The organism is Dyella sp. S184, from assembly GCF_009766065.1.
Lineage (GTDB): Bacteria > Pseudomonadota > Gammaproteobacteria > Xanthomonadales > Rhodanobacteraceae > Rhodanobacter.
This window is the reverse complement of record NZ_LMUE01000016.1, coordinates 5,245-29,669: the sequence shown is the minus strand read 5'-3', so window position 1 is coordinate 29,669 and position 24,425 is coordinate 5,245. Positions and strand designations below refer to the sequence as shown.

At 59.3% G+C, this 24,425-nt stretch carries 28 protein-coding genes and 1 tRNA gene; 9 read left to right on the top strand and 20 right to left on the bottom strand.

Annotated features, from left to right (window positions below; all coding sequences use genetic code 11):
* Window positions 1–358 precede the first annotated feature (358 nt).
* Window positions 359–712: a DUF3761 domain-containing protein gene (locus GSQ75_RS19355; RefSeq protein WP_343160927.1), complete on the top strand. Its 354-nt coding sequence runs from the start codon at window positions 359–361 to the stop codon at window positions 710–712.
* Between the two features lie 326 nt (window positions 713–1,038).
* Here the strand turns inward: GSQ75_RS19355 and GSQ75_RS17805 are convergent, their stop codons facing one another.
* On the bottom strand, window positions 1,039–1,620 hold the full coding sequence (locus GSQ75_RS17805) for a hypothetical protein (protein ID WP_158756230.1): 582 nt from the start codon (window positions 1,618–1,620) through the stop codon (window positions 1,039–1,041).
* Window positions 1,621–2,790: 1,170 nt separating this feature from the next.
* On the opposite strand from GSQ75_RS17805, the gene GSQ75_RS17800 reads away from it, so the two are divergent.
* From GSQ75_RS17800 to GSQ75_RS17790, 3 genes are all read left to right on the top strand, one after another.
* A complete protein-coding gene (locus GSQ75_RS17800; RefSeq protein WP_158756229.1) occupies window positions 2,791–3,285 on the top strand; it encodes a hypothetical protein in 495 nt (164 codons plus the stop codon).
* Between the two features lie 201 nt (window positions 3,286–3,486).
* Entirely contained in the window at window positions 3,487–3,834 is a 348-nt protein-coding gene (locus GSQ75_RS17795) for a hypothetical protein (RefSeq protein ID WP_158756228.1), read from the top strand.
* Between the two features lie 104 nt (window positions 3,835–3,938).
* A complete protein-coding gene (locus GSQ75_RS17790) occupies window positions 3,939–4,145 on the top strand; it encodes a hypothetical protein (protein WP_158756227.1) in 207 nt (68 codons plus the stop codon).
* Between the two features lie 4 nt (window positions 4,146–4,149).
* Here GSQ75_RS17790 and GSQ75_RS17785 read toward each other — a convergent pair whose 3' ends face one another.
* The 5 genes from GSQ75_RS17785 to GSQ75_RS17765 form a co-directional block, all read right to left on the bottom strand.
* Window positions 4,150–4,518: a hypothetical protein gene (locus GSQ75_RS17785; protein ID WP_158756226.1), complete on the bottom strand. Its 369-nt coding sequence runs from the start codon at window positions 4,516–4,518 to the stop codon at window positions 4,150–4,152.
* Between the two features lie 1,052 nt (window positions 4,519–5,570).
* Window positions 5,571–5,646 (bottom strand) — tRNA-Thr (locus GSQ75_RS17780).
* 37 nt (window positions 5,647–5,683) lie between these two features.
* A complete protein-coding gene (locus GSQ75_RS17775) occupies window positions 5,684–6,355 on the bottom strand; it encodes an SPOR domain-containing protein (RefSeq protein ID WP_158756225.1) in 672 nt (223 codons plus the stop codon).
* A 31-nt stretch (window positions 6,356–6,386) separates the two neighbouring features.
* Window positions 6,387–7,145, bottom strand: coding sequence for a type III pantothenate kinase (locus GSQ75_RS17770; RefSeq protein ID WP_158756224.1), 759 nt, complete (start codon window positions 7,143–7,145; stop codon window positions 6,387–6,389).
* A complete protein-coding gene (locus GSQ75_RS17765; protein WP_158756233.1) occupies window positions 7,142–8,131 on the bottom strand; it encodes a biotin--[acetyl-CoA-carboxylase] ligase in 990 nt (329 codons plus the stop codon). Before GSQ75_RS17765 ends, GSQ75_RS17770 begins: the two co-directional genes overlap by 4 nt.
* A gap of 220 nt (window positions 8,132–8,351) precedes the next feature.
* Between GSQ75_RS17765 and GSQ75_RS17760 the strand changes: the two genes are divergently transcribed.
* A complete protein-coding gene (locus GSQ75_RS17760) occupies window positions 8,352–8,675 on the top strand; it encodes a hypothetical protein (RefSeq protein WP_158756223.1) in 324 nt (107 codons plus the stop codon).
* 11 nt (window positions 8,676–8,686) lie between these two features.
* On the top strand, window positions 8,687–9,481 hold the full coding sequence (locus tag GSQ75_RS17755; RefSeq protein ID WP_158756222.1) for a M90 family metallopeptidase: 795 nt from the start codon (window positions 8,687–8,689) through the stop codon (window positions 9,479–9,481).
* A gap of 16 nt (window positions 9,482–9,497) precedes the next feature.
* Here the strand turns inward: GSQ75_RS17755 and GSQ75_RS17750 are convergent, their stop codons facing one another.
* From GSQ75_RS17750 to dusA, 4 genes are all read right to left on the bottom strand, one after another.
* A complete protein-coding gene (locus GSQ75_RS17750) occupies window positions 9,498–10,925 on the bottom strand; it encodes an ATP-binding protein (RefSeq protein WP_158756221.1) in 1,428 nt (475 codons plus the stop codon).
* Window positions 10,891–11,583 (bottom strand): response regulator transcription factor, encoded by a 693-nt coding sequence (locus GSQ75_RS17745; RefSeq protein WP_077439428.1) that lies wholly within the window; start codon window positions 11,581–11,583, stop codon window positions 10,891–10,893. The genes GSQ75_RS17750 and GSQ75_RS17745 overlap by 35 nt, the downstream gene beginning before the upstream one ends.
* Entirely contained in the window at window positions 11,583–11,894 is a 312-nt protein-coding gene (locus tag GSQ75_RS17740; RefSeq protein ID WP_158756220.1) for a hypothetical protein, read from the bottom strand. The genes GSQ75_RS17745 and GSQ75_RS17740 overlap by 1 nt, the downstream gene beginning before the upstream one ends.
* 82 nt (window positions 11,895–11,976) lie before the next feature.
* A complete protein-coding gene (dusA, locus tag GSQ75_RS17735) occupies window positions 11,977–13,008 on the bottom strand; it encodes a tRNA dihydrouridine(20/20a) synthase DusA (protein ID WP_174236753.1) in 1,032 nt (343 codons plus the stop codon).
* Window positions 13,009–13,145: 137 nt separating this feature from the next.
* Here dusA and GSQ75_RS17730 point away from each other — a divergent pair, with 137 nt between their 5' ends.
* Entirely contained in the window at window positions 13,146–14,144 is a 999-nt protein-coding gene (locus GSQ75_RS17730) for a site-specific integrase (protein ID WP_254058642.1), read from the top strand.
* A 217-nt stretch (window positions 14,145–14,361) separates the two neighbouring features.
* On the opposite strand, the gene GSQ75_RS17725 is transcribed toward GSQ75_RS17730, so the two are convergent.
* From GSQ75_RS17725 to GSQ75_RS17715, 3 genes are all read right to left on the bottom strand, one after another.
* Window positions 14,362–14,922 carry a hypothetical protein gene (locus GSQ75_RS17725; protein ID WP_158756218.1) on the bottom strand — a complete coding sequence of 187 codons (561 nt, stop codon included), beginning with the start codon at window positions 14,920–14,922 and terminating at the stop codon, window positions 14,362–14,364.
* A 292-nt stretch (window positions 14,923–15,214) separates the two neighbouring features.
* On the bottom strand, window positions 15,215–16,117 hold the full coding sequence (locus GSQ75_RS17720; protein WP_158756217.1) for a cation transporter: 903 nt from the start codon (window positions 16,115–16,117) through the stop codon (window positions 15,215–15,217).
* A gap of 115 nt (window positions 16,118–16,232) precedes the next feature.
* Window positions 16,233–16,847, bottom strand: a complete 615-nt coding sequence (locus tag GSQ75_RS17715; protein ID WP_158756216.1) for a trimeric intracellular cation channel family protein — start codon at window positions 16,845–16,847, stop codon at window positions 16,233–16,235.
* Between the two features lie 409 nt (window positions 16,848–17,256).
* On the opposite strand from GSQ75_RS17715, the gene GSQ75_RS17710 reads away from it, so the two are divergent.
* On the top strand, window positions 17,257–17,475 hold the full coding sequence (locus tag GSQ75_RS17710) for a SymE family type I addiction module toxin (protein ID WP_158756215.1): 219 nt from the start codon (window positions 17,257–17,259) through the stop codon (window positions 17,473–17,475).
* 91 nt (window positions 17,476–17,566) lie between these two features.
* Here the strand turns inward: GSQ75_RS17710 and GSQ75_RS17705 are convergent, their stop codons facing one another.
* The gene (locus tag GSQ75_RS17705; RefSeq protein ID WP_158756214.1) at window positions 17,567–17,869 is read right to left on the bottom strand and encodes a hypothetical protein; all 303 of its coding nucleotides are present in this window, start codon (window positions 17,867–17,869) and stop codon (window positions 17,567–17,569) included.
* A gap of 994 nt (window positions 17,870–18,863) precedes the next feature.
* On the opposite strand from GSQ75_RS17705, the gene GSQ75_RS17700 reads away from it, so the two are divergent.
* A complete protein-coding gene (locus GSQ75_RS17700; RefSeq protein WP_158756213.1) occupies window positions 18,864–19,934 on the top strand; it encodes an IS110 family transposase in 1,071 nt (356 codons plus the stop codon).
* 341 nt (window positions 19,935–20,275) lie between these two features.
* Here GSQ75_RS17700 and GSQ75_RS17695 read toward each other — a convergent pair whose 3' ends face one another.
* The 6 genes from GSQ75_RS17695 to GSQ75_RS17665 form a co-directional block, all read right to left on the bottom strand.
* A complete protein-coding gene (locus GSQ75_RS17695) occupies window positions 20,276–20,758 on the bottom strand; it encodes a hypothetical protein (protein WP_158756212.1) in 483 nt (160 codons plus the stop codon).
* A 538-nt stretch (window positions 20,759–21,296) separates the two neighbouring features.
* Entirely contained in the window at window positions 21,297–21,551 is a 255-nt protein-coding gene (locus GSQ75_RS17685; RefSeq protein ID WP_158756210.1) for a hypothetical protein, read from the bottom strand.
* An 834-nt stretch (window positions 21,552–22,385) separates the two neighbouring features.
* Complete coding sequence (locus GSQ75_RS17680; protein WP_158756209.1) at window positions 22,386–22,838, bottom strand: hypothetical protein; 453 nt, start codon at window positions 22,836–22,838, stop codon at window positions 22,386–22,388.
* Between the two features lie 17 nt (window positions 22,839–22,855).
* Entirely contained in the window at window positions 22,856–23,218 is a 363-nt protein-coding gene (locus GSQ75_RS17675; RefSeq protein ID WP_158756208.1) for a hypothetical protein, read from the bottom strand.
* A 55-nt stretch (window positions 23,219–23,273) separates the two neighbouring features.
* Window positions 23,274–23,882: a hypothetical protein gene (locus GSQ75_RS17670; protein WP_158756207.1), complete on the bottom strand. Its 609-nt coding sequence runs from the start codon at window positions 23,880–23,882 to the stop codon at window positions 23,274–23,276.
* Between the two features lie 54 nt (window positions 23,883–23,936).
* Window positions 23,937–24,425 (bottom strand): hypothetical protein (locus tag GSQ75_RS17665; RefSeq protein WP_216840706.1); only part of this gene is annotated, 489 nt, incomplete at its 5' end.

The following is a 24,425-nucleotide window of genomic DNA, read 5'->3' as shown; positions in this document are numbered from 1 at the left end:
GATTTCCCCTTATGGCCCGGCGCTGCAGTTCAGCACGAGCGGTCAATACGCTTTATATCAAACTCGGGCGTGGGAAAGTTGTTCGCTGTGCCCTCGGTATCTGCCCGTTGCTGCGGAGCCTGCATCCAGCGGGTCCTTCAACGAGAAAGGCCCCCTTTCGGGGGCCAGTGAACCGGGCAAGGGGATTGCTACGGCTCGGGGCGCCCGGTGCATCGGCGAGGAACCAGACTTCCCGGGCTGGATCAATGTGCAGCGATGGCGACAGGGCGGCTATCGGGAGATAGCGTGCAACTGGGTAGGCGAACGCTGATGTCATGTCAGCGGACGATGGCTATAGTGCTCCAACGTGCCAGGGGGCATGCGCTTGCCGGAGCTCGCCGGCAACCCAGGGAAACTCATGTATCGGCAACTCATCCTAGCGGCGGCGCTTGGTCTGGCGTGCGCGTTCGCTGCCCCCGCACCGGCTTACCAGCTCGCACCGTCCCCGCCAGCGCAACAGACGCAGCAGACAGCGCCTGCCCACGACGATCGCTTGATCGAGTCGGGAAGCTACGTCAACAAGGCTGGCAACACGGTGCATCGACCTGCCCACACCGTGTCAGGAAACGCTCCCACAGGCGCTACTGCCCAATGTCGCGACAGTAGTTACAGCTTCAGTCAGAGTCACCGAGGAACGTGCTCACACCATGGCGGGGTATCGCGCTGGCTTTGAAGATCGCCTACGGGTAGCGTCAGATTCGGACGAAGCCTCGAGTGCGGACGAGAGTCTGCGCGGGGTATCTCATCAAGTGAAGCCGATATGAAAAAGGACCGTTGCTAACGGCCCTGTGCAGTATCAAGCCTCAATCCAGGCTTGCAGCTTCGAAAGTATCCATTTGATGGGGCACCTCCAGTTCCAGTCCAATATGCTGGTGCACATTAAGTGGGGCTCATTTCCTCTCTCTTCAAGTTGCAAAGAGCTTTGGGGATGGCGAACGAGTTCATTTCAGATCAATGCCCGGTCATCGGTTCGACCTGACGTGGATGGCGCGTATTCGATTATTTAACCTCAGAACTTGAAGCTGAGTTGGCCTTTGACTTTTCCTCGGCGAGCATAGCTTCGACCTTTTGTGCAGTTCCGTCTCCGAAGCGCGCGTCCAAAATCACCGCCGGCGTACCGTTAACCATTCTTATGGTGGGGGTGTATTCGATGACCTTGTGCCACAACTCGCCAAACTTGCTGGCCAAACCATGAATCATGGTTGAGGTGTAGCGATATTTGGCTCTAGAGAACGCAAACGGGTCATCAGCGTTGCCCATCCATGGGGTTGTCCGCTGTGTGTTGTACTCGGCTGGGAACAGAAAGCACCCCATCGGGGTGCTGTTGAAGGTCACCCCGTACGCCATCCCATGAGCAATTTCATCTCGACGCTTGGAACCTTCTTCAAATGCCAACATCAGACTCTTGAACGGCTTTCTCACTACTGGATTTTCCCATTCTTGGGCGAAGTAAATCTCAGCTGCAGCCTCAAGTGCCCTCCTGCGCCCAGCACTGCTCTCTATTGAACCGAATGCGCGTCGAACAGCGTTGTGAGCATTTGCGGTTTCAGCTCTCGACATCACCTGAAATAGCATCGCCAAGGCACACTCCGCACTTTCCCAAGTTGAGAGAGCCATACCAACCGCGTGAAAGATGGGATCTGGGCTTGTATCACCTGCTTCGCCGGGACTTGGCACCGGCCTAGCCCAATAGACCCTCGTGAATAGCGCATCCTGTGGCTCCGCTTGCTTGCTCATAAACATTCTTGCGCCTGAATCTGACGACTTCGCATTCTAGCCCTCCCTTAAATCTCCACGACGGTGAGGTGGCCTATAGCCGCTCGCGCGTACGCGTAGTAGCTATTCATGGCTCACCGGCCTCGCGCGCGGGCGCGATGTGTGCATTCATGGCCTAGTTGCACGGTAGTTTCCAAGGCAGTATCACGGCCCAACATCTTCGAGGTATGCACATGGCTTGCCTAAGAACTGTCGTCAGGAAAGGTTTCGACATTCGCATTCATACCAAGCACTCCGAATTCGGTATTTTTTACGAATTCGACATTGTGATCCGCAAGGACGATGGACATATATGCGGCGGCCCCTGGCGATACAAAGACGCTTGCTGTGACACTATCTCGTGGACCATCTGGAACATCCCTCGGAATGTCTCCGGAATGGACTGGGCCTGAGCCCAACAGCAGGAAAAGAGGTCCATATTGCGGTGGTCGGAGGGCGGCGTTGGCCGCGCCGCAGTATCGGAGTCGCCCCCCGCCGCCCGTGCCAGGGCGGGTTCGGACTGGAACAGGTAAATGTGGGGCACCACTTTTGCCAGCAACTGCTCAACCCGGTCCACATGACGGGGGTCAGCGAAACGGGCAAACTCCCCCCATTGAAACGGCCGCCAGGAGCCAGGTACCGTTCCGACTTTGGACGGCTTCGGCGAACCGCACCGACAGCTCGTCACTGTCGGAGATCTCCCGGATGGCGAACGTGTCCAAGTAGACCTTGGGACTGACGAAGCGCTGTGTCCAAACCACGTCCTCACAATCGAACGCAAAAGAAATAGCCATACGCTATCGCCTGCTGCTTGTGCGTATCAGCGCGTAGTAACACATCAGGCATCTCCCAACACTGGACCAATGTTCAGCACCTAACCGAGGCCTAGTCTCACCGCCCAGATCCGAATGTGATCGCAGCAGGGCGCCTGCCCGCGAATTCGCCTCCCTTTAGCGCTAATGTTGTGGCCATCCCACAAATGTATAGGTCACGCCCATGGCAGAGCGGCTCGAACGTGGATTTCAGCGGCGATTACTGGATCAGTTTGCCCATCAATATCCCGAAGAGGTGAGCCTTACCGAACATGAAATGTTTGACGGCCGCCACGGCGACGTACTGGTCAACATTCACTACTTGCATGAGCATGGGCTGATCGTTGCCAAGCTCGATAAGACGCTCAACACGCCTTTACGAGTCCTCAGTGCGAAGATTACGGCTAAGGGCCTGGACTTCATGGCAAACGATGGAGGCTTGGGTGCCATCCTAGGAGTGGTAACTGTGAGGCTAGACGAGGACACCCTAAAACAGTTGCTGATCACAAAAATTGATGCAACCGATGCCGATCCGTCCGCAAAAGACGAACTGAAAGAATCGGTGAGAAAGCTTCCAAGCAAAATGCTCGAAAAGTTGACAGAAAAACTGCTCGAGGCAGGCTTGGCGCACCTCCCTCAGTTGGTGCCCCTGATGGCTGCGACCATTCACAATCTCTGATACCAGCGTGATCACTGGAGCATGAAGTCGAAGTCGTCGGCCACGATCGGTGCATTGTGCCGATCGAGCCTGAGCATATCGACGTTTGATCGCGGCAGTATCACAAAAAACTGCCGGCGCCATACGCGATTCTCGACGACCGCGCGCGGACTTTCTATGAACACGGGATACAGCGCTTCGACTTCATGAGGAACTACAGCGATGGCAATTTCTCTGTCCCACGTGTGGGCCCCCACACCGTCGGACCTGCACGCAATTGCGGAAAACGCAATGGCGGCGAACGCTATCCTAAACATGCCATTGCTGAGGCGCCGTGCACGTCTGGTTGAGTGCGGGTATCCCCGGCACCTCTACAAGTTCCGGGATATTCCGCGCAACAAGAAGAAATACGAGAAAAAGCGTCGCCGGCAGTTGGAAGACATGCTGCTCAACAATGAGTTGTACGCCGCCACGTCGGAAAATTTCAACGACCCATTCGATGCCCAAGCAGATTACCGCATTGGGCAGCGGAGCCGACCGCAAGGTGGGTTAACAGGGAGCGGCGAATAAATCGCCGCCCTTAGCATAAGGCCATTCAATGCAATGGTCACAGCAACATGGGCACGTCTTAATAGGCGATTAGGTGGATTGCGACCACCGGAAGAGATGCTTACTTGGATGCTCAACTTTGTTCATTCGTTATCGGGGGCGAATATTCTTCCGACAATGTCGTACGCCACCACGAGCTCGGGGTGCGAGCCATTGCGAGCAATCGCATCACCAAGCGCAAGCAGACCATGCGCCAATTGGCTACGCCATACGGCATGCTTAGCGCGTTCTTCTCGCCGGCCAAAGGCATACGCGACGGAAAAATCGGATGAAAGCTCACACACCGTCTCTATCCTTTAACTCGCTTTGCAGTCGTCGCAACCGATCCAGAACCAAGCGCTGCACATCGGGCGACACCTCGCCGATCACGTCTAGGATTGCGTCGTACATCTGGCGCATGCGTTCAGTCGACCACGCGACCTCGGCATGCTGCAGCGCAAGCCTCATAAGGTCAGTGCGCATTCTGTGCGCGTCGCGCAGTGCGAACGGCACGCGCAACTTTCTTGTGCCATCTGGCATTGTTGTGACCGCGTAGTCACGCAGTAGACGAGTGTCCGCGTCAAGCTCATCGAGCATTCGCCAGAAGTCCAACGCTCGATGCGCCGCCGGCAAAACGTCAGCTTCACTGCTGACCAATTTCGTCATATGCGGGATGCTCTCGCGAACTTGAGCCGCGACCGTTGCTCGTGCCTCTCGCTCGCGTTCGGCTCGGTCTGGTTCGGGACCGAGTGCATCGACGCGCCAGCGTCCCCAGGTGCCATTGGGTATGTCTGCGAACTGCTCACGTGCTAACCGACCGCCCTCTTTCGTCCCGTGCTGTGTGCACAGCCGACGAATGGTTCCGATTGCTTCGTCTCTACGGTTGTCGGGTGGGCGCGCCATGCTTTCTTCGAAATTTCAAATTCAGGTGCGTTTAGTATCGAATCACGACATCGGCAACGGCCCATTTGGCGGTTAGGTGGTGGGATCTCTCACAACTCTCACACACTCTCACACCCTAAGCCCTTGTCTGATTTGGCTTGTGAGAATGTGAGAGTTGTGAGCGGTAAAAGATATATACAAAGAGAGAGAGCATCCATCGCCCTATACCTTCTTGGGCTAGCCCCCTGAATTACCCATGTTATTTCTATATTGTCGTGGAGCTCTCACACCTCTCACATCCTCACAAGCATTTATAAACAGCAACTTGTGGAGTGAGAGTTTGTGGGGGATAGGGTTCCAGTCTCACAAAACGACAAACCCCGCCGAAGCGGGGTTGCGTACTCGACTAGCTCAAGCGTCAAAAAGGCTCTGCACCCTCGTATTCGGTACGGTGCCTGAGTAGCGCGCTAAGCGGGATGCGGAGACCACTCGTATTGACCTCTCCAATGCGAAGCCCGCCACCACTATGAGCATCCGTAACGGAAACGCCACCAACGTGAGCCGCTCGGGTTGACCTGTAAATACAGGCCACCACCGTCGCCGAGCTTCACAGTTCGGCTCACCGGCATTAGCTCGGCAATCATCTGGTTCGAAAGATGTCCTGGGGCCATCTGGCTTGGGCAAGAGGTCAACATTCCCCAATACTGCCCCCATCTGCCCCCGAATTGCAACGAACGAATTCGGACAGCATGGGACACAAAAAAGACCGAAAACCCTATTTCTAATGGGTTAGTCGGCCTATTTCGGACCACATCGAACTAATTCGGACTATCAAATGGTGCCGGCACCCGGATTCGAACTGGGGACCTACTGATTACAAATCAGTTGCTCTACCAACTGAGCTATGCCGGCGAAGGTCGGGGATTCTAGCAGGCTCCGCCATCCATGCTCAAAAGCAACCGGCGCTATGCGATCCGATGCCGCTGACGTGGATGCGGCTTTGCCAGTCGAAATGGCTGCCGTCGGGCACCACCAGGTCAAGCCAGTATTCGGGCACGCTGTCGCCGCGCTCGGCCATGCGGGCAGGAAAGCCGGCGGCAATCACGTCATCGCGGCGTTTGCGCGCATTGGCCGGATCCTTGAACACGCCCAGCGAAATGGTATTGGGCTGGCCGCCGGAACTGACCACGAAGTAGTCGTTGAAGTTGTGCGCACCAAGCTGCCGCGCCTGCTCGAGCGCCTCTGCGCGACTGCCGGCAGCCGGCAGATAGACCCACCAGCCGCTGGTCTGGCTGGCCAGCTCCTGGCGCGAACGCATGCGCGTAGCCTGGGCGGTCAACGCCTGGCGCGCATTGCGCAGATCCTGTTGAGTGGCAAACGGGCCCAGAGCCAGGCAGCTGTAGCTGATGGTCTGTGGCGCGGCTGTTGCGATCGAGCCTGTCGCCGGAATGAGCGCCGAGGTCGTGCCTGCAGGTGCCGGCAGCTCCGACAGCAGGCGCAATTCCGCGACACCGGGATCGGCTGGGTTGCCGCCGCGGACATAGGGCTGGCCCAGCAGCAGCCAGGCACCTACCGCGATATTGAGCGCACACAAGAGTACAAACAGCAGACGCAGAAACATCGAACCCCCATCACCGTCAGCAGCGCTCATTCTATCGGGCGGAGGGCACCGCCACCTGCGTATCAGCCCACACTGCCAGACCACGCAGTACGCCATCGTGGCTCAGTTGTGCCGGCAACGACAGCAGCGGCCGCAGGATGGCAGCATCGCCGCCACCCAGCACCAGTACTGGCGTACCGCCCAGCCTCGGCGCCATGCGTGTGGCGAAGCGTTCGATGAGTGCCGCCGCCGCCTGCCAGCAACCCGAAACCACGGCGTCGGCGGTGTTGTCGGCCAACTCCAGAATCTCACCGGGCCGCTGCGGCCGTACCCGTGCGGTCGCTTCCAGCAGGGACTGCTGCATCAGCTGTGGTCCCGGCGCGATCAGGCCACCCAGATGCCGACCATCGGCGGCCAGCGCATCAAGCGTGAGCGCCGTCCCTATGCCTGCCAGGACACACGGCGAATAACCATCCGCATGCGCCGCCACCATGGCCAGGAAGCGATCCACGCCCAGTCGTTGTGGCTCGGCATAGGCATTGCGCACGCCGCAGGCGCTGGCTGGCGTGCGCAACCAGGTCACGTCACACCAGGACTCAGTGGCAACACACGTGGCAATCTGCTTTTCGCGCGCAGCGTCCACCACCGAGGCACCGAATACGGCCGCTGGCAGCGGCAACGCAGACCAGGCATCGGAAAGCACGTCCGCCACAGGCTCATCCCACGCTACCGAACCCTGCGCCAGCCAGCCGTCGCCCTGCTGCAACGCCCATTTCAGCCGCGTGTTACCCAGATCGAGCAACAGCCTCATGCGCGGCGCACCGTGACATCGGCGCTATCGACCAGTCGCAGGCTGCCGTCGGCCATGCGCACCTGCAGTGCGCCGCGGGCATCCACACCGGCACCAATGCCGTCGAACGCGCCGAGCACGCCGCTCAGTTGCAGCGGCTGGCCGTGCAGCAGGTCATGCCGCGCATAGTCGGCGCCGAAGCCAGCGAAACCATCACTCTCGAATTGCCGCAGCCCCTCCACCAGCGCCGCGATCAGCACCGACGCCACGCGATTGCGATCCGGTGGTGTGCCATCGGCCAGCGCGGCCAGATCGCAGGCAGGCTGGCCGGCCTGGGTGTGCAGCTCAGGGGTCAAGCGCAGGTTGAGGCCGATGCCGATGATGGCCGCGCACGGCCCCTGGTATTCACCGCTGAGCTCGACCAGGATGCCGCCCAGTTTGCCGCCCGGCCGCCCGGGCGTGAGGGCGAGCAGGTCGTTTGGCCATTTCAGGCCAGCCCCGGTGATGCCCAGTTGCTCCAATGCACGCAGCACGATCACCCCGACCGCCAGCGACAAGCCACTCAACGCGGCAAACCCCAGCTCGAAGCGCTTGAGGCAGGACAGATACAGGTTCAACCCCGGCGGCGACAACCAGGTGCGCCCGCGCCGCCCGCGCCCGGCGGTCTGGGTCTCCGCCAACAGCACGCTGAAATCCTTCGCGGAGGCTCCGCGCCGCTGCAACTCGCTGGAAGTCGAATCCAGCTCCCAATGCACTTCCAGCGCGCCCAGCGCATGCGCTAGCGGAGCCGGCAGCCCGGCGCGTATCTGCTTCGCATCCAGCATCTGCAGCGGCCACGGCAGCCTGTAACCGGCCGCGCCACGTGCCTCGATCGGCACGCCACGGGCGCGCAAGGTTTCGATCTGCTTCCAGATCGCCGCCCGGGTCACCCCGGCCTGCTCGGCAAGACCGGCGCCGGAAAGCGGCTCACCGGCGGCAAGCAGGGCCAGTAATTGTGCCGGCTGCATCAGCCGACCCTGCGCACAGGAGCGACAACCGGCCAGTGGTGGCGTGGGGCGGAAGAGCAGGTCAGGATGGACATGGGTGGATTTTAGCCCGGCCCGCGCGGCATGCGGCATCCGGCATCGCCGCCGGAGTGGACGATGGGCCGGCCGGCAGCACTGGCACCCCCTTCATGTTTCTGAGACGATCAGGGTCTTCGCTTGCGGGTCAGGGAGTTCGATCGCCATGCGTGCCACACATTGGCTTATCGGTTGCACGTTGTGCATCGCCGGCATCGGCGGTGCCTCCGCGACGAATCTGGACACCCAGGATCAGGACAACGCCCAGCACGCGGCCTCCGACAGCGCCGGCTCGCGTGACATCAACAGCAGCAACGGTGATGCGCTGGGACTGACCCGCGACGCTCCGTCGCACGCCACCAGTAACGACAATTCCAGCAGCACTTCCGGCAACAGCAACGATCGCTCCGGCGGCGCTTCTTCAACGCCCGCGCATTCTCGCCAGCCGCATCTGGGCTGGCAATCGCTGCTGCCTGGATCCATCCAGTAGCACTCGGCGTCATGCCCGGACGTTGGTGGCAATCACTGCGGGCTCGCTTTGAACCTCCGCCGATTGCCGACCCGTTGTGGCGGCGCGCATTGAATGGCTGTCCGCTCGCGCGCCGACTGGATCCCGAGCGACAAGTCCAACTGCGCCGACTGGCCGCGCTGTTCCTCGCCCGCAAGAATTTCCATGCGCTGGCCGGTGCGGTGCTGGACGACTACTGGCGCCTGCTGATTGCCATGCAGGCCTGTCTGCCAGCGCTGCAGCAAGGCGCCGGCAGCCTGCGCGGCTGGCGCGAGGTGCTGGTCTATCCAGGCGAGTTCAAGGTACGTCGCAGTCATCACGATGACCGCACCGGCGTGGTCACCGAGGGCGATGAGGTGCTGCTGGGCGAGTCGTGGGAACGCGGCCCGCTGGTGCTCTCGCTGGCCGATGTGCAACTGGATCTGGAGCAGCCGTGGGACGGCTACAACGTGGTCGTGCACGAGATGGCACACAAGCTGGACATGCTCGACGGGCCACCAGATGGCGTGCCGCCGCTGGCGGACATTCCGCGACGGCGCTGGATCGAGCAGTTCCAGCTCGCCTACGCCCACCTGGTCAATGCCCCGCCGGATAGTCACGACAGTCCGATCGACCACTACGCCACGGAAAGTGCCAGCGAATATTTCGCCGTGGTCAGCGAGCTGCACTACTCTCAACCCACACTGCTGCGGCAGGCGGAACCGGCAATCTCCGTGTTGCTGGAAGCGTTCTACGGCCGCTCACCCGCCGAGGGCTCCGAGCCACCCGGATTCAGCCGTCCGCGCTGAATGACTCAAGCCATCGCTAGCTTGCCGCCAGCTTCACGCTGAAGCGGGCGCCGCCGAATTCCGGTGAACGATCGACTACCAGTTCGCCCTGATAGGCATGCACGATGTCCTGCACGATCGACAGGCCAATACCGTGGCCCTGCACACGCTCGTCACCACGCACACCACGTTGCAGCACCTTGTCGATCTTGTCCTCGGCAATACCCGGACCGTCGTCTTCCACACTCAAGCGCAGGCCTGGACGCTGCCGGCCGGGTGATGGCTGCGTCTTCACGATCAACAGCACGCGGTGGCCCGCCCATTTGAACGCGTTCTCCAGCAGGTTGCCCATCAGTTCCAGCAGGTCGCCCTGCTCGCCGTAGAACACCGCGTCATCGTCGATGTCGAATTCGCACAGGACATTCTTGGCGGCATAGACCTTTTCCAGACTCTGCACCAGGTCCTCGGCATGGCCGGCGATCGGCACCGCGCTGGCAAAGGTCTGCCGGCCCGAGGTGGCGGCGCGCGACAGCTGGTAGGCGACCAGCTCATCCATTCGCCGTACCTGCACCAGCACGCCGTTGCGCCGTGACGGTTCGTCCCCGGCCGCTGATTCCAGCTGCGAGCGAATCACCGCCAGCGGTGTCTTCAGGCTATGCGCCAAGTCGGCCAGGGTGTGCCGGTAACGCGTGCGCTGCTCGCGCTCGTTGTTGATGAACGCGTTGATGCGCTCGGTCAGGCCTGTCAGCTCCAGCGGATACTGGCTGTCCAGCTGCTCGCTGTCACCGCGCTCGACCCGGCTCATGTCGCTGGCCACCTTGCGCAGCGGGGTCAGGCTCCAGCGCAGCAGCAGCAACTGCAGCACAATCAGCATCACGCCGAGGATCGACAGCCAGATCACCAGCGTACGCCGGAACACCGCGTTGTCGCCCTCGAACTGCGCCTCGGTCTGCGCCACCGTCATAGTCAGCTGCACCGATTTCTTCTTGTCATCGGTATCGAGCGCCACGCCATAGCTGTAGTAGTACAGCCGCCCCATACGCGTATCGATCGGGCCGATGAACTGGCTCTCTCCCGGCTGCAATGGTTTCAGGAAGCTGAAATCGCGACCGATCGCCGAGGCCGACTCCCAGTGGAACCCATACTCACCCACGGCCACCGCGTATAGCCCGGAGCCGGGTCGCGAGAAATTCGGATCCGGCAAAGTATCGCTGGGCGGCAGCAGCTTGTTGCCGTAGCGGTTGACGTCGGTATTAGTGATGTAGGCGATGGCGAAATTCTGCAGCCGATCATGCAGCGCGCTCAGCGCACGCTCGTTGTTCGCCTGTGACAGGGTCAGCCCGACCAGGCCGAGGAAGCCGGCCAGGACGAAGCCGGTGGCAATCGCCGCGCGAGCCGCCAGTGATAGCGGTCGGCGCGGCGATTCCAGCTCATTCGTCGTCGCCGTCGGTGCGCGGGATGGCAAAGCGGTATCCGCGTCCACGTACCGTCTCGATGGGTTTGAGGGTGCCTTCCGGATCGAGCTTGCGCCGCAACCGGCCGATGAACACTTCGAGCACGTTGGAGTCGCGATCGAAGTCCTGCTGGTAGATGTGCTCGGTGAGGTCGGCCTTGGAGACCAGCTCGCCCGCGTGCAGCATCAGGTATTCCAGCACCTTGTATTCGTAGCTGGTCAGGTCGACCAGCTTGCCTTCCACCGTCACCGTCTGCGCGGTGGTGTCCAGCTTGATCATGCCGCAGGCCAGGATCGGCTTCGACCAGCCGCTGGCACGACGCACCAGTGCATTGATCCGGGCCAGCAGTTCTTCCACATGGAACGGCTTGACCAGGTAATCGTCGGCGCCGTATTTCAGCCCCTCGACCTTGTCCTGCCAGCTGCCGCGTGCGGTCAGGATCAGGATCGGGTAACGCTGGCCGGCCTCACGCAGCGCCTTGACCAGATCCATGCCGGACATCTTCGGCAAGCCCAGGTCGATGATCGCCAGATCGAACGGCACTTCACGACCGAGGTAGATGCCCTCCTCGCCATCCTGCGCCGCATCGACCGCAAAGCCGTCCCGCTTCAGGCGTGCCGCCAGCGTCTCGCGCAACGGCGCCTCGTCCTCCACCAACAGGATGCGCATCAGTGTTTCTCCTTGCTGCCCGCGTTCTTGGCGGGCGGATTCTTGGTTGACTGACTGGAAGCCGGATTCTTGCTCGCATCGGAGGAAACCGCCATCACTCGCACATGCCCCTCCGGCGTGAGCACCTTGATGCGGTACTCCTGCCGACGTCCGACTCCGCGCTGCTCGGCCGACAGCACCTTGCCGCCGGTTTCCTGCTTCACCTTGAATACTGCCTGATCCATGGTCAGCACCTGCGCCGAGGCCACAGCAGCGCCGCCGAGGCACAATGATGCCAACAGAGTCAGGATGAAACTTTTGTTCATGGTCATGCGCGTTGATTCCGCCCGGCACTCGCCGGTGCGCCTAGCGTAGGTAATCACGGCTGAATACTGACCGGACGGCTGCCGGCTGTCACGCCGCCACCGAACATGGCGCCTGCGCCTGTTCGAGCAACGCCCAGCCAGCACCGGGCAGATGCGCGCCTTCGCTGAGCGTGCGGCGGAACGCCCGCGCGCCCGGCTCACCCTGGTACAAGCCCAGCAGATGGCGGGTGACGTGCTTCAGCGCAGTGCCGCGCGCCAGCTCGGCCTCCACATAGGGTTGCAGGTGGCGCAGCACGTCAGCGCGCTGCGGCAGGGGTTCGCCATACAGCGCCGCCTCGACCTGCGCCAGCAGATACGGATCGTGATACGCCGCGCGCCCCAGCATCACGCCGTCCAACTGCGCCAGATGCGCCTGCACCTCGGCCACCGTGGTGATACCGCCGTTGATCACCACCACCAGCTGCGGGAACTCACGCTTGAGCCGGTATACCCGCTCGTAGTCCAGCGGCGGGATCTCGCGATTCTCCTTTGGCGACAACCCCTGCAGCCAGGCCTTGCGCGCATGCACTACCAGCACCTCGACGCCGGCCTCCAGCATCGTCTCGGTGAAGTGCTGCAACCCGGCGTAATCGTCCTGGTCATCGACGCCAATGCGGCATTTCACCGTCACCGGAACCGCCACTGCGCCACGCATCGCCTTCACGCAATCGCCGACCAGCGCCGGTTCGCGCATCAGGCAGGCGCCAAAGCGGCCGGACTGCACTCGATCCGACGGGCAACCCACGTTGAGGTTGATCTCGTCATAGCCGGCCTCGGCACCGAAGCGCGCCGCCTGCGCCAGCTCGTGCGGATCGCTGCCGCCCAGCTGCAAGGCGACCGGGTGCTCCTGCTGGCTGTGCTCGAGCAGCCGCAGCTGCTTGCCACGCACCAGCGCGGCGCTGGTCACCATCTCGGTATACAGCCGCGCGCGCGGCGACAGCAGCCGATGGAAGTAGCGGCAGTGCCGATCGGTCCAGTCCATCATCGGGGCGACACATACGCGAAAATCGGCGTTAGACGGCGACTTTACAAGGATTTCTGGGCTTTTTAGGCCCTCAAGGTTTGTCGTATTTGCTGCCATTTCGGATGATTTCTGGACGTTTTTGCTACGGATTTGCTACATTATTTGCTCCACGGAGACGAATGTAGCAAATGGGAACGATCACTGCCCGCAAGCGTAAGGACGGAAGCACAGGATACAGGGCGCAAGTCCGAGTCATGCGCGACGGCAAGTCGCACAGCGAAACGGAAACCTTCGATCGGAAGGCGCTCGCGCAACAATGGATGCGCATGATGGAAGCAGAGCTCGATCAACGTCGCGCTCGCGGCGAGCCGCTGGGCCGCAAGCAGACGCTGGGCGATCTGGTTGACTGGTACGTCGAAGAGATCGGCGATGATGCCGAATGGGGTCGCACGAAGGCAGCGGACTTGAAGAGAATCCGCAAGGCAGCTATTGCGAAATTGGTCGTAACGTCGATCACGACTCCTGATTACATTCGGCATGCAGAAGCGCGGAAAGCGGAAGGTGCCGGCCCCTCAACGGTCGGCAACGATTTTGTCTGGATTGGTCAGGTTCTGAAATCTGCACGGGCAACTCTGGGCGTGCTGGCGGACCTATCTCGGCTGGATGACGCACGGCACGCGTTGCGGCAGCGCAAACTAATAGCGAAGTCGCAAGCTCGCGAGCGTCGGCTACAGGGCGACGAAGAAGGTCGGCTACTCGAATACTTCGCAAACCGCGACGGCCGCGCGGATATCCCTATGGTTGACGTGTTCCGCTTTGCTATCGCGACATCCAGGCGCGTGGAAGAGATCACTCGGATCAAATGGGCGAATCTCGACGAAGCAAAAGGCGTGGCCATGCTGGAAGACGTCAAGCACCCCACCCGAAAGAAGGGGAATGACCGAACCTTCCGATTGCTCTCTGAAGGATGGGAAATCATCAAAGCCCAGCCAAAGCGAAAAGCCGGCTTAGACAACGAGTACATCTTCCCATATAACCCACGCTCGATCGGCGCCGCATTCACGCGCGCCTGCAAGTTCCTCGGCATCAGGGATCTGCATTTCCACGACCTGCGGCACGAGGCGACTAGCCGATTTTTTGAACGGGGCTACTCCATCCAAGAGGTGGCACATTTTACGCTACACGATTCGTGGGGAACGTTGAAGCGATATACGCATCTGCGCCCAGAACAGGTACCCGAACGAAGGGGATAGATCCATTGGCCCGAGTCCTCGTGGGCTCACCATAACGGATATCAGAAGGTCCCATTGCACGGTTAACCATAGCCCAGAAGCTCGGGACTCCTCGTTATGGTTAAGGATGGAAAGGTCCGCTTTCGTAAGCGGACATTCCGAGATTGCCGCTTGCATGTCCTGCGCGCGAGGTCCGATCGCGGCGAAGACTGGTGATGACCCCGTCGTCCTCCACAGATCATTCGGCCACAGTTATAGACAGCCACTTGCCCATGACCTGGCAGTAGTTTAACTGCCCAGCCTCGGTCTCACCGATAGCAATGGCGTCATGCTCGCACTTCAACTGCTCCGCTTCGTTTTTGTTTGTAGGGTCTCTATCGGCTCGCTCGTAGTGACCCGGCGGCTCGCGGGCCACATATAAGTGGGATGCCAGGGTTGGCCACAACAGCAACTTGTCAAAGTGCCAACCAGAGTGGCTTCGGCGTGCCACGATGATCAAGGATGAATCGGCATTTTTCTTCGATCTGAGCGCAACCACCCACTGCATTTTTCCGTCGCCGTAGAAGTTTCCAGACGCTACGCCCAGGCAAGCACTTCCGCCATGGTTTCGTGCCCAACCCACGTCTTCAGCCAAATTGTCATTTTCGCGAGGAGTACGGTGCTCAGGGAACCGTTCCGCTATCGCAGAAACAAGCTCCTTCGGCAGCTGATGCCTACATGCATCATCGCCAGCAAATGCATTTCGAGGAATCAAGAACAAACTTAGGAGGAGCGCAAAGATCGTGGCCCTCAACGTCATAAGGTCAATCCTTCCTGGAACTCATGAATACAGTTGCAGCGAAGTACTCGCGAGCTCGCTCTGTTCAATTTGGTGATCGATAGCAAGCTGTGAGGGCACAACCTGGTGGCGCTACGTGTCGGTGATCTGGCTCGTGGCGGTGCGTTGGGTTCTAGAGCCAAATTGATCCAAAGGCGGACATTCACTAACGCCCAAGTTTAGCCGCTGGGCACCGCTCTCTCTAACGAACGATTGAGGCGGCCTAGCTGAGGCTGCACGGCGTCCTGTGGCCCACGTTCCGATCAACACAAGTTCAAGCCCATTTCAGATCACCGGTAAAGGCGATGCTCAGCCAGTACTGGGTGCTTTGTCCTCCGAGCCGGTCGGCGATCTGCTGACGGATTGCGTCGAGCTGGCTAATACCTTCCAGGTGATAGTCCATAGGAATGACCACATGGATTTCGATGACTTCGACACGTCCTGTCTTGGTGACATAGCTGGTGTAGCCCCGGAAGCTGTACTCGATGATGAGGGCATCCATGATCGTGCGCACGTGCCGGTCGAGATCGCTCGGAGCCACCATCATGACCTCCTGCAACGCATGCCAGATCGTCATGATCGGCATTGGCAATAGGAACAGCGAGATGATCAGCAAGACGGCCGAATCGACATAACGTGCAAAAGGATCCAGGCTCGTGCCAGCCATAAGTGCTGCTGCAGTAAAACCGATTAGCAAGGCGATGCTAAGGCTGCCGCCGATAAGCCAGCCGCGTGCATCCAGCCTCAGCAACTCCGACGACAGCACTTTGGCGCCACGCCGCATGTAAGCAGAAATTGCCAGGCTGATGGCACCGATCAGTGCAGCCCAGAAGGCGCCAAGCCCAAAAGCCAATGTGTGTCCACCACCGATCAGGCCAGTGATTGCATTAACTGCGGCGTAGACACAGGCCAGGCTGAGCATGGCGCTATTGAAGGCAACGACGAGAGGTTCCAAATGCCAGTAGCCGTACTGAAACCGGCGACTTCCTTCATTGGACAACAGTCGCGACACCGCCAGCACGACTAGGGTCAAAAGCATGTCCACCAGCGAATAGATACCGTCGAAGACGATCGCCTGGGAACCCATCCACAAACCAAAACAGACACACGCCGCACCAACGCTCAGCGTGGCGGCAATCGATCGCTTGAGCAGGGTCTGTTCGCGCGAAGTATCCATGGTCGTCCCGATATTGCCAGCGATGCCCTCAACCCAGCTCGATTTAGATCCGCTTCGAGTCGAAAACACACATTGAAACTCCAACCGCCAAACCGAAATCGGTTGGACGCGGCTATTAGCCAATCTTTGGCAGCTGCCAACCCAACCGAACCGCCGTTATTCGCAACGCGAAGCACACAACAAAGCCCAGCGCCGCCGCTAAGGCCGGTGGGCACCCGAGCCGTCGACCGACGACGACGACCGCCGCGCCGAGTAAGGCCGCGCTTGCATAGATTTCCGCGACCATAACCATTGGCACTCGTGCGAGCAGCATGTCGCGCATGACACCTCCACCACAGCCAGTAATCGCGCCCATCAGCGTCGCGATAAATGGGTTGATCTTGAAGTCGAGTGATTTCTCCGCACCAGCCACCGCGAACAGTGCGAGGCCGGCAGCATCGAGAGTCGTCAAGAGCAGCGCCGGCACAGCCTCGATCTGCGTATTAATCAGAAACGTCACCAATCCTGTGACAAACGCGAGCATCGGATAGCGCCAGTCGCGTATGGCACTCGGCGGTGTCGCGCCGATCAGCAGATCGCGGATTATGCCGCCGCCAAGCGCGACGATGAATGACAGCACCAACACGCCGAGCAGATCCAGTCTCGCGCGGATAGCCGCGTTGGCGCCCTCGATCGCAAACACCACCGTGCCCACTAGATCGGCAGTGAGCACGACCTGCTTGTGGATCATGACCAGCTCCAGTCCGACAGGACGGTTACTCACAATCATCATCCCTTCCGCGAAATTTGAATTCGGTCACAACGAAGAGTCGGCTAAATTTCATGGGCGATAACGCTGGAGTTAAGCGACCTCGAAACCGTCCACCTTGAACAAGTTGTTTGGCAAGTCCCAAAGTTGACCCGCTCCCCCGTTACCCGCTAGCTTACATTCCTAGGTGCTCAACACACCTTACCGCTAGCAGTGCCCGCGGCTGTCATCGCGGACTTTTTATGACCATAGGTTTTCTATGGTCGAGTAGCGTCCAGTGATACAAGACCCGGCTTGCCGGGGAAAGCTGGGGGCCGTCTAGCGGCGGTGTTGAAGTACTCGGCCGCCCCTCTCAACAGGGGCGTACTCAACGAACCGCTAGGAGGCCATCATGGCTGCTCGAATCCGTACCCTCACGGCATGTCGCCTACTCACTATTGGCTACAGTTTCTACATCCACAAGCGAAGTGATCGGCGACCGCCGCCACCTGTTCCCTACCTGCGCCTGCGTGGCTACTGGCTGAAGCAAGCCGGCTTCGCCGTAGGTCAGAGGGTGCGCGTCGACGTCGTTAATGGACGCATCACCATCATTCCTAGTCAGGAAGCCTGATCCGAATATGGCGGGTGAATGAGGCGTGGCTTTTTCACCCACCTAACGCTGGAGTTGAGCAGCGGCGGAGCCGTCCGACTCGAATGATTGGTTAGGCGCCACCGCTGCGAGGCTCGTTTGCCAATTGGGCCACGTACTCGGCGCGTGCCGACCCTGTTAGCGGAACATTACGCTCATTGCACCATTCTGACATGGCCAACACGTCGACAGAGACACGCTCCACTTTGCGCCCGCTGGACTCAATCTCACGAACAGCTTGGCGCGCAGATTGCTGCCATTGCTCGTACGTGTCATCGAGCTCGCCGCGATTGGGTACCAAAGCACAAAGTAGCTGCCATTGCTCCTCGTCGTACCAAGCCAGGTGCAGAACATAACGATCTTGTTTCGGACTCATTGTGTGCCTCAATTTGCCAAGATGACGCATTGGTGCCCAACGCTGGAGTTCAGCAGCGCCCGAGGCGTCCGCCTTGAATGATTGAATGGCACCTGTGAACTTCTCAGCGCCAGATGCGGAAGGCGGCACGCGCTCACTCTAGAAATTTCCAGGTGCCTGCTCCATCGAAGCGCCTAACGACGACCGACTCCAAGAGCGCGGGTTCAAAATTCCGCAGGTTCACTCCGTGGCGAGCGGAGGATGCGAGTTCAATTGGTTCCCAATGGGTGACGATACCGCAGTTCTTGCACCGAACATTCCTCAGGGTTCGGTCGCCCCACACGTAGCTTTCCGTATTCTCGGGATGGCCTTGGATAGAGACCGAGCCAATTTCGTAGTAGGCCCATATTCCTCCTGTGCGCCGACATAGCGAACAGTTGCAACTGGTTGCCGTGTCGGGTGCCGCCGGCAGCGTGAGTCGTACTAAGCCGCAATGGCAGGAACCGTGCAGCGATGGTGGATGCTGTTCTTGGCTCATCGGAGTGTGCGCCGGTTGCTGTGTCGCCTAACGCTGGAGTTAAGCGGCGCCGGAGGCGTCCGCCTTGAACGAGTAGTTAGAGCCTGCCACGACGCATCACCCGAAGCCAGATGGCAACACCTGCAAACACCGCAGAAGCGAGCAGGACGCCATACCCAACAATGAGAAGTTGGGACGCTCCGCGACAATACAGCTCGGGTGACAAAAGGCTACTCGGGCCGCAATGACCAAAGTGAAGAGACGCCGTACTAAACGCCGTCACCACCATGAGCGCACCGACGACACCAAGCACCACGGAGCAGACGACGAAAAGCCAAGTTGGGATTCGGGCTCGCGACATACATAAGGCTCTAACGCTTGAGTTAAGCGGCGCCGGAGGCGTCCGCCTTGAACGAGTAAAAAGAGACTTCCTCCCCTTACGGCCTCGAAGGCCACGATGGTGTTGCGAAACAACCGTCAGCAGAAGAGGAAGTCTCCATGAGCACTATAACCATCGGCGTGGATTTGGCGAAAGTCCTGTTTTCGGCGTGTGAGGTCGATGGCATTGGCCGTGTGCTGCGGCGGCAGGATATGCACCGTGAGCCGTTTGGCCTGTGGTTGGCCCAGCTGCCAGTCGGCACGGTGGTGGCGATGGAGGCGTGCAGCGGCGCGCATCACTGGGCGCGGCGATGTCTGGAATGCGGTCTGCAACCGCGCATCATCGCTGCACAGTTCGTCACGCCGTTCCGCAAGAGCTCGCGCAGCAAGAATGATCGCAACGACGCCGAGGCGATTGCCACGGCGGCGCGGCAAGGCAACATGCGCTTCGTACCGGTCAAAGACGTCGACCAGCAGGTGCGGCTGTCTTGGCATCGGGTGCGCGAGGGCTACAAGGCCGAATCGCTGGCGATCGGCAACCGCATCCGCGGTCTGCTCGCCGAGTTCGGGGTGATCGTGGCGCAGAGTGATCTGGCCCTGCGCCGGCTGCTGGGCGACCTGGATGCGCAGATCGGGTTGCCGGCCGAGTTCAAGGAACTGCTGCGTGATCTCGCAGACCACTGGTCGCAGTTGCGCCCGCACCTCGACGCGTGCGACGCACGCATTGAAGCGCACGCGCGACAGGACGAGCGCTGTGGGCGGCTGCGCGCCATCGTCGGTATTGGCCCGATCACCGCCGATGCGGCGGTGGCCACCGTGGGCAACGCGTGTGAGTTCAAGCACGGTCGGCAGATGGCCGCCTGGCTGGGGCTGGTGCCCACCCAGCACTCTAGCGGCGGACACGCACGGCTGGGCGAGATCAGCTGTCGTGGCGATGCGTACCTGCGCACCCTGCTGATCCAGGGCGCGCGCAGCAGCCTGCAACGGGCCAAGGCCGTCGCCACTGAGAAGGCCACGCCGGAACAGTTGTGGATACGCACACTCGATGGGCGCATGCCGTTCGGCAAGGTGATCGTGGCCATTGCCAACAAGCATGCCCGGCAGATCTGGGCGATGTTGGCGCACGACGTCAACTACGACCCGCACGCGTGCCTGCAGTATCCGATGCATCGGCACACCCATGCAGCCTAGAGGGAAGTTTCGATTCAACGTCAGCGCGACACGGTAGACAACAGGTCAGACCACCCCGGAGAGAACCTGACTAACTAGATGGACGTCCAAGCGGTGTTTCGGCCGATCCCCGAGCGCCGGACAGTCCGATGAACGAACGAGGTCTTCGGGTGCGGTATATACACAGGTCCGAGCCAGCATCATTGGCTCAACAAGACCGATTACGGAAATGCAGTCTGACATTCATTGCCGAACGCACAGCACTGACATGCACGATGCAACACGATGACCAGCAGCGGCCCGAAAGCTCAGGGCAAAAGCATCATGCGTCTGGGCTTGATCGGAAGTCTCTTACGGAATTGTTAGGCCGCACCCATGCCACCGTATGGCGACTGGAATGGCTCTACGAACAGACCGAGGCCGCTTGCAACTTGCTCCGCCCTGGAGCAACACGCCGGCACGCCAACGTACATATTGTAGTCGTACCCAATGTGGATGAACGAATCTCGCCCCTCAAGCTTGCACCAGAATTCCTCTCTTAATATGCGAGAGAGTGCAGTTTTGAGTTGATCTAGCGACAGGTTTGAACCCTCGCCAAATGTCAGCGATGCCCCGCGATGGTTCTCCAGTTCGCGAACCGCCAGTGAAGAAACACCAGACTCACGAAGGAATTCAAGAGCGGAAACGATGTAGGCGTTTTCAACCTGCAGATACTCGACTTCAGACAGCGGTAATCCATTGAACATGCAGCCGATGTCGCTAAACGAGGTCCACTCGGTGAGAGTGGACGCTCCTCCGGCATCGCGGTTGGCTGGGTCGTACTTTGTGACTCGATATTCGATCATCGCGGGCTTTTCTGCGGCCTAACGCTGGAGTTAAGCGGTGCCGGAGGCGTCCGCCTTGAACGAAATGTTAGGCCCCGGGTGCAACCCACTGAAGGCCCGCTTTGAGCTGCTCGGATCTAGCCATGTCTAGCGCTGCTTCGCAAGCCAGGCGAATTTCGGCGGCGCCATTGCCAGCGCTGGCCAATGCTCCTTGGAGCTGACACTGCCTGGTGCGATACGCCTGATATGAGTTGGCGGTGGAACGGAGCAACGAAGCTGAGGCCGCTTTATGTTGCCTTGCCAGAGACTCTCGAAGCAACAGCTCGACTCCTGCCAAAGAAGAACGCGCCGCCGCAGCTTGCTCATTTACACATGCACTCATCTGCGGGTGGTCGTGACCCTCCCAGCATCTATTAACGATGGCCTGACCTGTTGGCACTGATGCGATCTGAGGGCTAACAGCTGCGGCGATGAAAATAAGAGAAGCAATGCTCATAGGGGCCTAACGCTGGAGTTAAGCGGCGGCGGAGCCGCCTTGAACGAGTAGTTAGGCGACTACCTAGGGAATGGAATCGCCGGGTGCCAACGCTTTACTACCTAGATGCATATTGTTGAGGCTACCCGGCTCCGCTACGTAGACCTCGATGTCACCGAGGCCTTCAGGACCCACGTAGTCACTTGAAATATGAAAGTGTTGCTCAGGCTCGTTGCGAAGATTTGTAAGCAACGCAATTAGATGGTCGATCTCGGCAACTGAGAGTCCGAGGCTTACACCGTACCAACCATTGTTCCAATTTTCGATCTCGCCACGCATACGAATCCCTATATACGCCTAACGCTAGAGTTAAGCGGCGGCGAAGCCGTCCGCTTGGATGATGAGTTAGACAGCATGCTCACCGGTACACGACCGATTCCGCAAGGTGCTGAAGCTCAACCACGCGGTCCAGCTCACTGGATTCGAGATCGCTGGCGAACTGGAAACGGATGGTTTTTAAGCTTGTTGCAAGCAACGCCCACTCATCGGTGAGGCCGCTTACCCTTGGATAGCAGGGCAATATTGCACCCAGTGGCCGAAGTGCGCGCCGCTCGCACCAGCAGTCGATGAGCTGCCTTAGAAGGGTGTCCACGTTGCTGAGGTCTGTGCACATGCTGCCTAACGCTTGAGTTAAGCGGCGGCGTAGCCGTCCGCCTTGAACGAATTGTTAGCCGTCTAGCCGATACGCCGCACCGGCAAGCAAGATGACACCGAGCAGTCGAGCTGCAATTACCAACGGAACGTGACGCTTGAATTGCTTGGGATTTAGAGCCTTGGCCGTGCTGGTCCGAGGTGGTGCCCAGCCGGGACTTGGTAAGTATGTGAACATTGAGATTAGAGCAAAGAACCATGCAAATGGTGGCCGATGCCACGCAGCGAATGCACAAACTGTCAGTGCCAACGATGCAAGCACGTATGTGCAACCAAGATAAATCGCCCGTGCCCGAGATAGATACTCGTTCTCCGGTAGAGCAAACAGTTTCAACGCGGGTAGCAAGACAAAGAAGCCCATGATCGCGTGTAGAACTCCGAGTCCTCTTATCGCATTGATGATCATTTGATGGCTAACGCTGGAGTTAAGCGGCGGCGAAGCCGTCCGCCTTGAACGAGATGTTAGAGCCCATTGCCCGACAGGTAGGCCGGTGAGCGTAACGCCGCTGAGTATTGTTCGCTTGAGAGAAATGGCCAATAAGAGATTTCGCGACCGCGAGTGGCACGATACGAATAGATCCTGCCGGCAATGCCGAGCGTGAACAAATTGGCGATTGTGAGCAGCACAGCGGCGGGCTTTGTGAGAACCGGCCAGCCGTATGGAAGATTGGACTTGAGAAACAGGATGCAACGCGCGGCGACCTCGCGTGCTTGCGGAGAAAGCCGATCGCGCCCTTTGAGTCGATACTGACGCAAATCGCAGTACATGAGCCAAAAAGCTTTGTTGTAGATCTCACGAATTGCGGGATCGCTTGACCTCGGAATGTGGTCGTCGAACTGATGATTAGTGATGAGCCCCGCGACCAATGAGCGCGAAGCCTCTGCAAGTTTCGATCGTGCCTGTAGGTCAATCATGGGCTCTAACGCTGGAGTTAAGCGGCGGCGAAGCCGTCCGCCTTGAACGAAATGTTAGGCCTACCCGCCGATCCACCTAATTTGGAAACCTGCTTGACCTCGTAAGGGCTCGTGCGATTTGGGAAGGCTGCGGTTGGATAGTAGGAAACCCAATACTCGAATTTACCCTGACACGTCTGCAAGAACCATTGCTCGCTCCGAAGCCCGTTGTTGCCCGACACGGTTTTGCCAATCTTCGTGAGCGTAACAGCGCAGGAAGGCGCAAAGTTTTCTTTGATGAGATCGAGCCACGAAGATTCGACGCTATTGGCGCTGGCTGCCGACCAAGCGAAGAGCAAGAGGACTGCGATGACAGGAATGTACTTTGCAGATGCGCTCATGAGCCTAACGCTGGAGTTAAGCGGCGGCGAAGCCGCCTTGAACGAGATGTTAGGCCTATTCATTGGACTGCGGCCAGAAGCCTGCTTTTTTGAACTCGGATGTGTAGAACGAGACTAAGCGTTCAAGCTTGCGCTCACGCGCGTTGGCGCTAGGCGTCCATCGAACCAGCACACGATGCTCTCCATTCTGAATCGTCTCCATTACAAGCTCATCCCCATCCATGCCCATAACATCATCCTTTTGCGGCAAGGACCAGTAGCCACTTTGGTCCAGCGACAGGTGGAGAGCGGCGATTTCGCCTTGGGTAAGTGGCACAGTCTTGCCGGCCTTGAATTTTCCAGGATCGTAACCTCCCTGACCCGAGAGCATCACGGAGCGATATGTCCCATGCGCACCGTCTGTTTCATAGCGAACTGCAACTGGCGGGCCCCATGTTGGAAGCAGCAGGATCCTTAGTGCGAAATAGCCAGAGGGTTTGCCCGCCGCTGAAAGAACTGGCTCTTTCATTGCAGATAGGTCCGAGCCAAACCAGCCCTGCTCAAAATCATTGACAACGCCAGCGGGGAAGTAAGCTGGGATCGCTTTTTTTGGGTGCGTGGTTGATGCGCAAGAAACCACCACGAACGACACTGCTAAGACTAAGAGGCTGGAAAGTTTCTTCATTGGGCCTAACGCTGGAGTTAAGCGGCGGCGTAGCCGTCCGCCTTGAACGAATGGTTAGAACGACTGCCCGGGAACATCTCCAGGGTTGACGCCCCAAAAGGTACTACCAGAATGCTTCCGGTCGACAAAGTAGTGATGATTTTTACTGGAGATTGCGTCGATCGCGGCAGCTGCCGCAGCACGAGTCTTGAGATCTGGATGAGCTTGGAGTGAGGTGAGTTGCGGAATGACGTCGGGGCGAAGTGAGTACGCCAAAATTGAGCAAGCGTACTCGCGCACGATGTATGAACGGTCGGTCAGCGCTGATAGCGCAAGTGAAACGACATCTTGGCGCACACGGGCATACCGAGGAAGCCAAAACAAAATGCTAGCCCGACCGCTGCCACGCCGTATGAGTGGATACGCGCTAGCAAGCAAGGGAATTAAGGGCTCAAGACCGTGCCGCTGAAATAGGCGATGCTCAGCTTGACCAACATCGCTGCCCTTGCTCTGGCTATAGAGCGCTACCAGCTCATCAATGGTGGGAAGCGACATAAGAGTTCT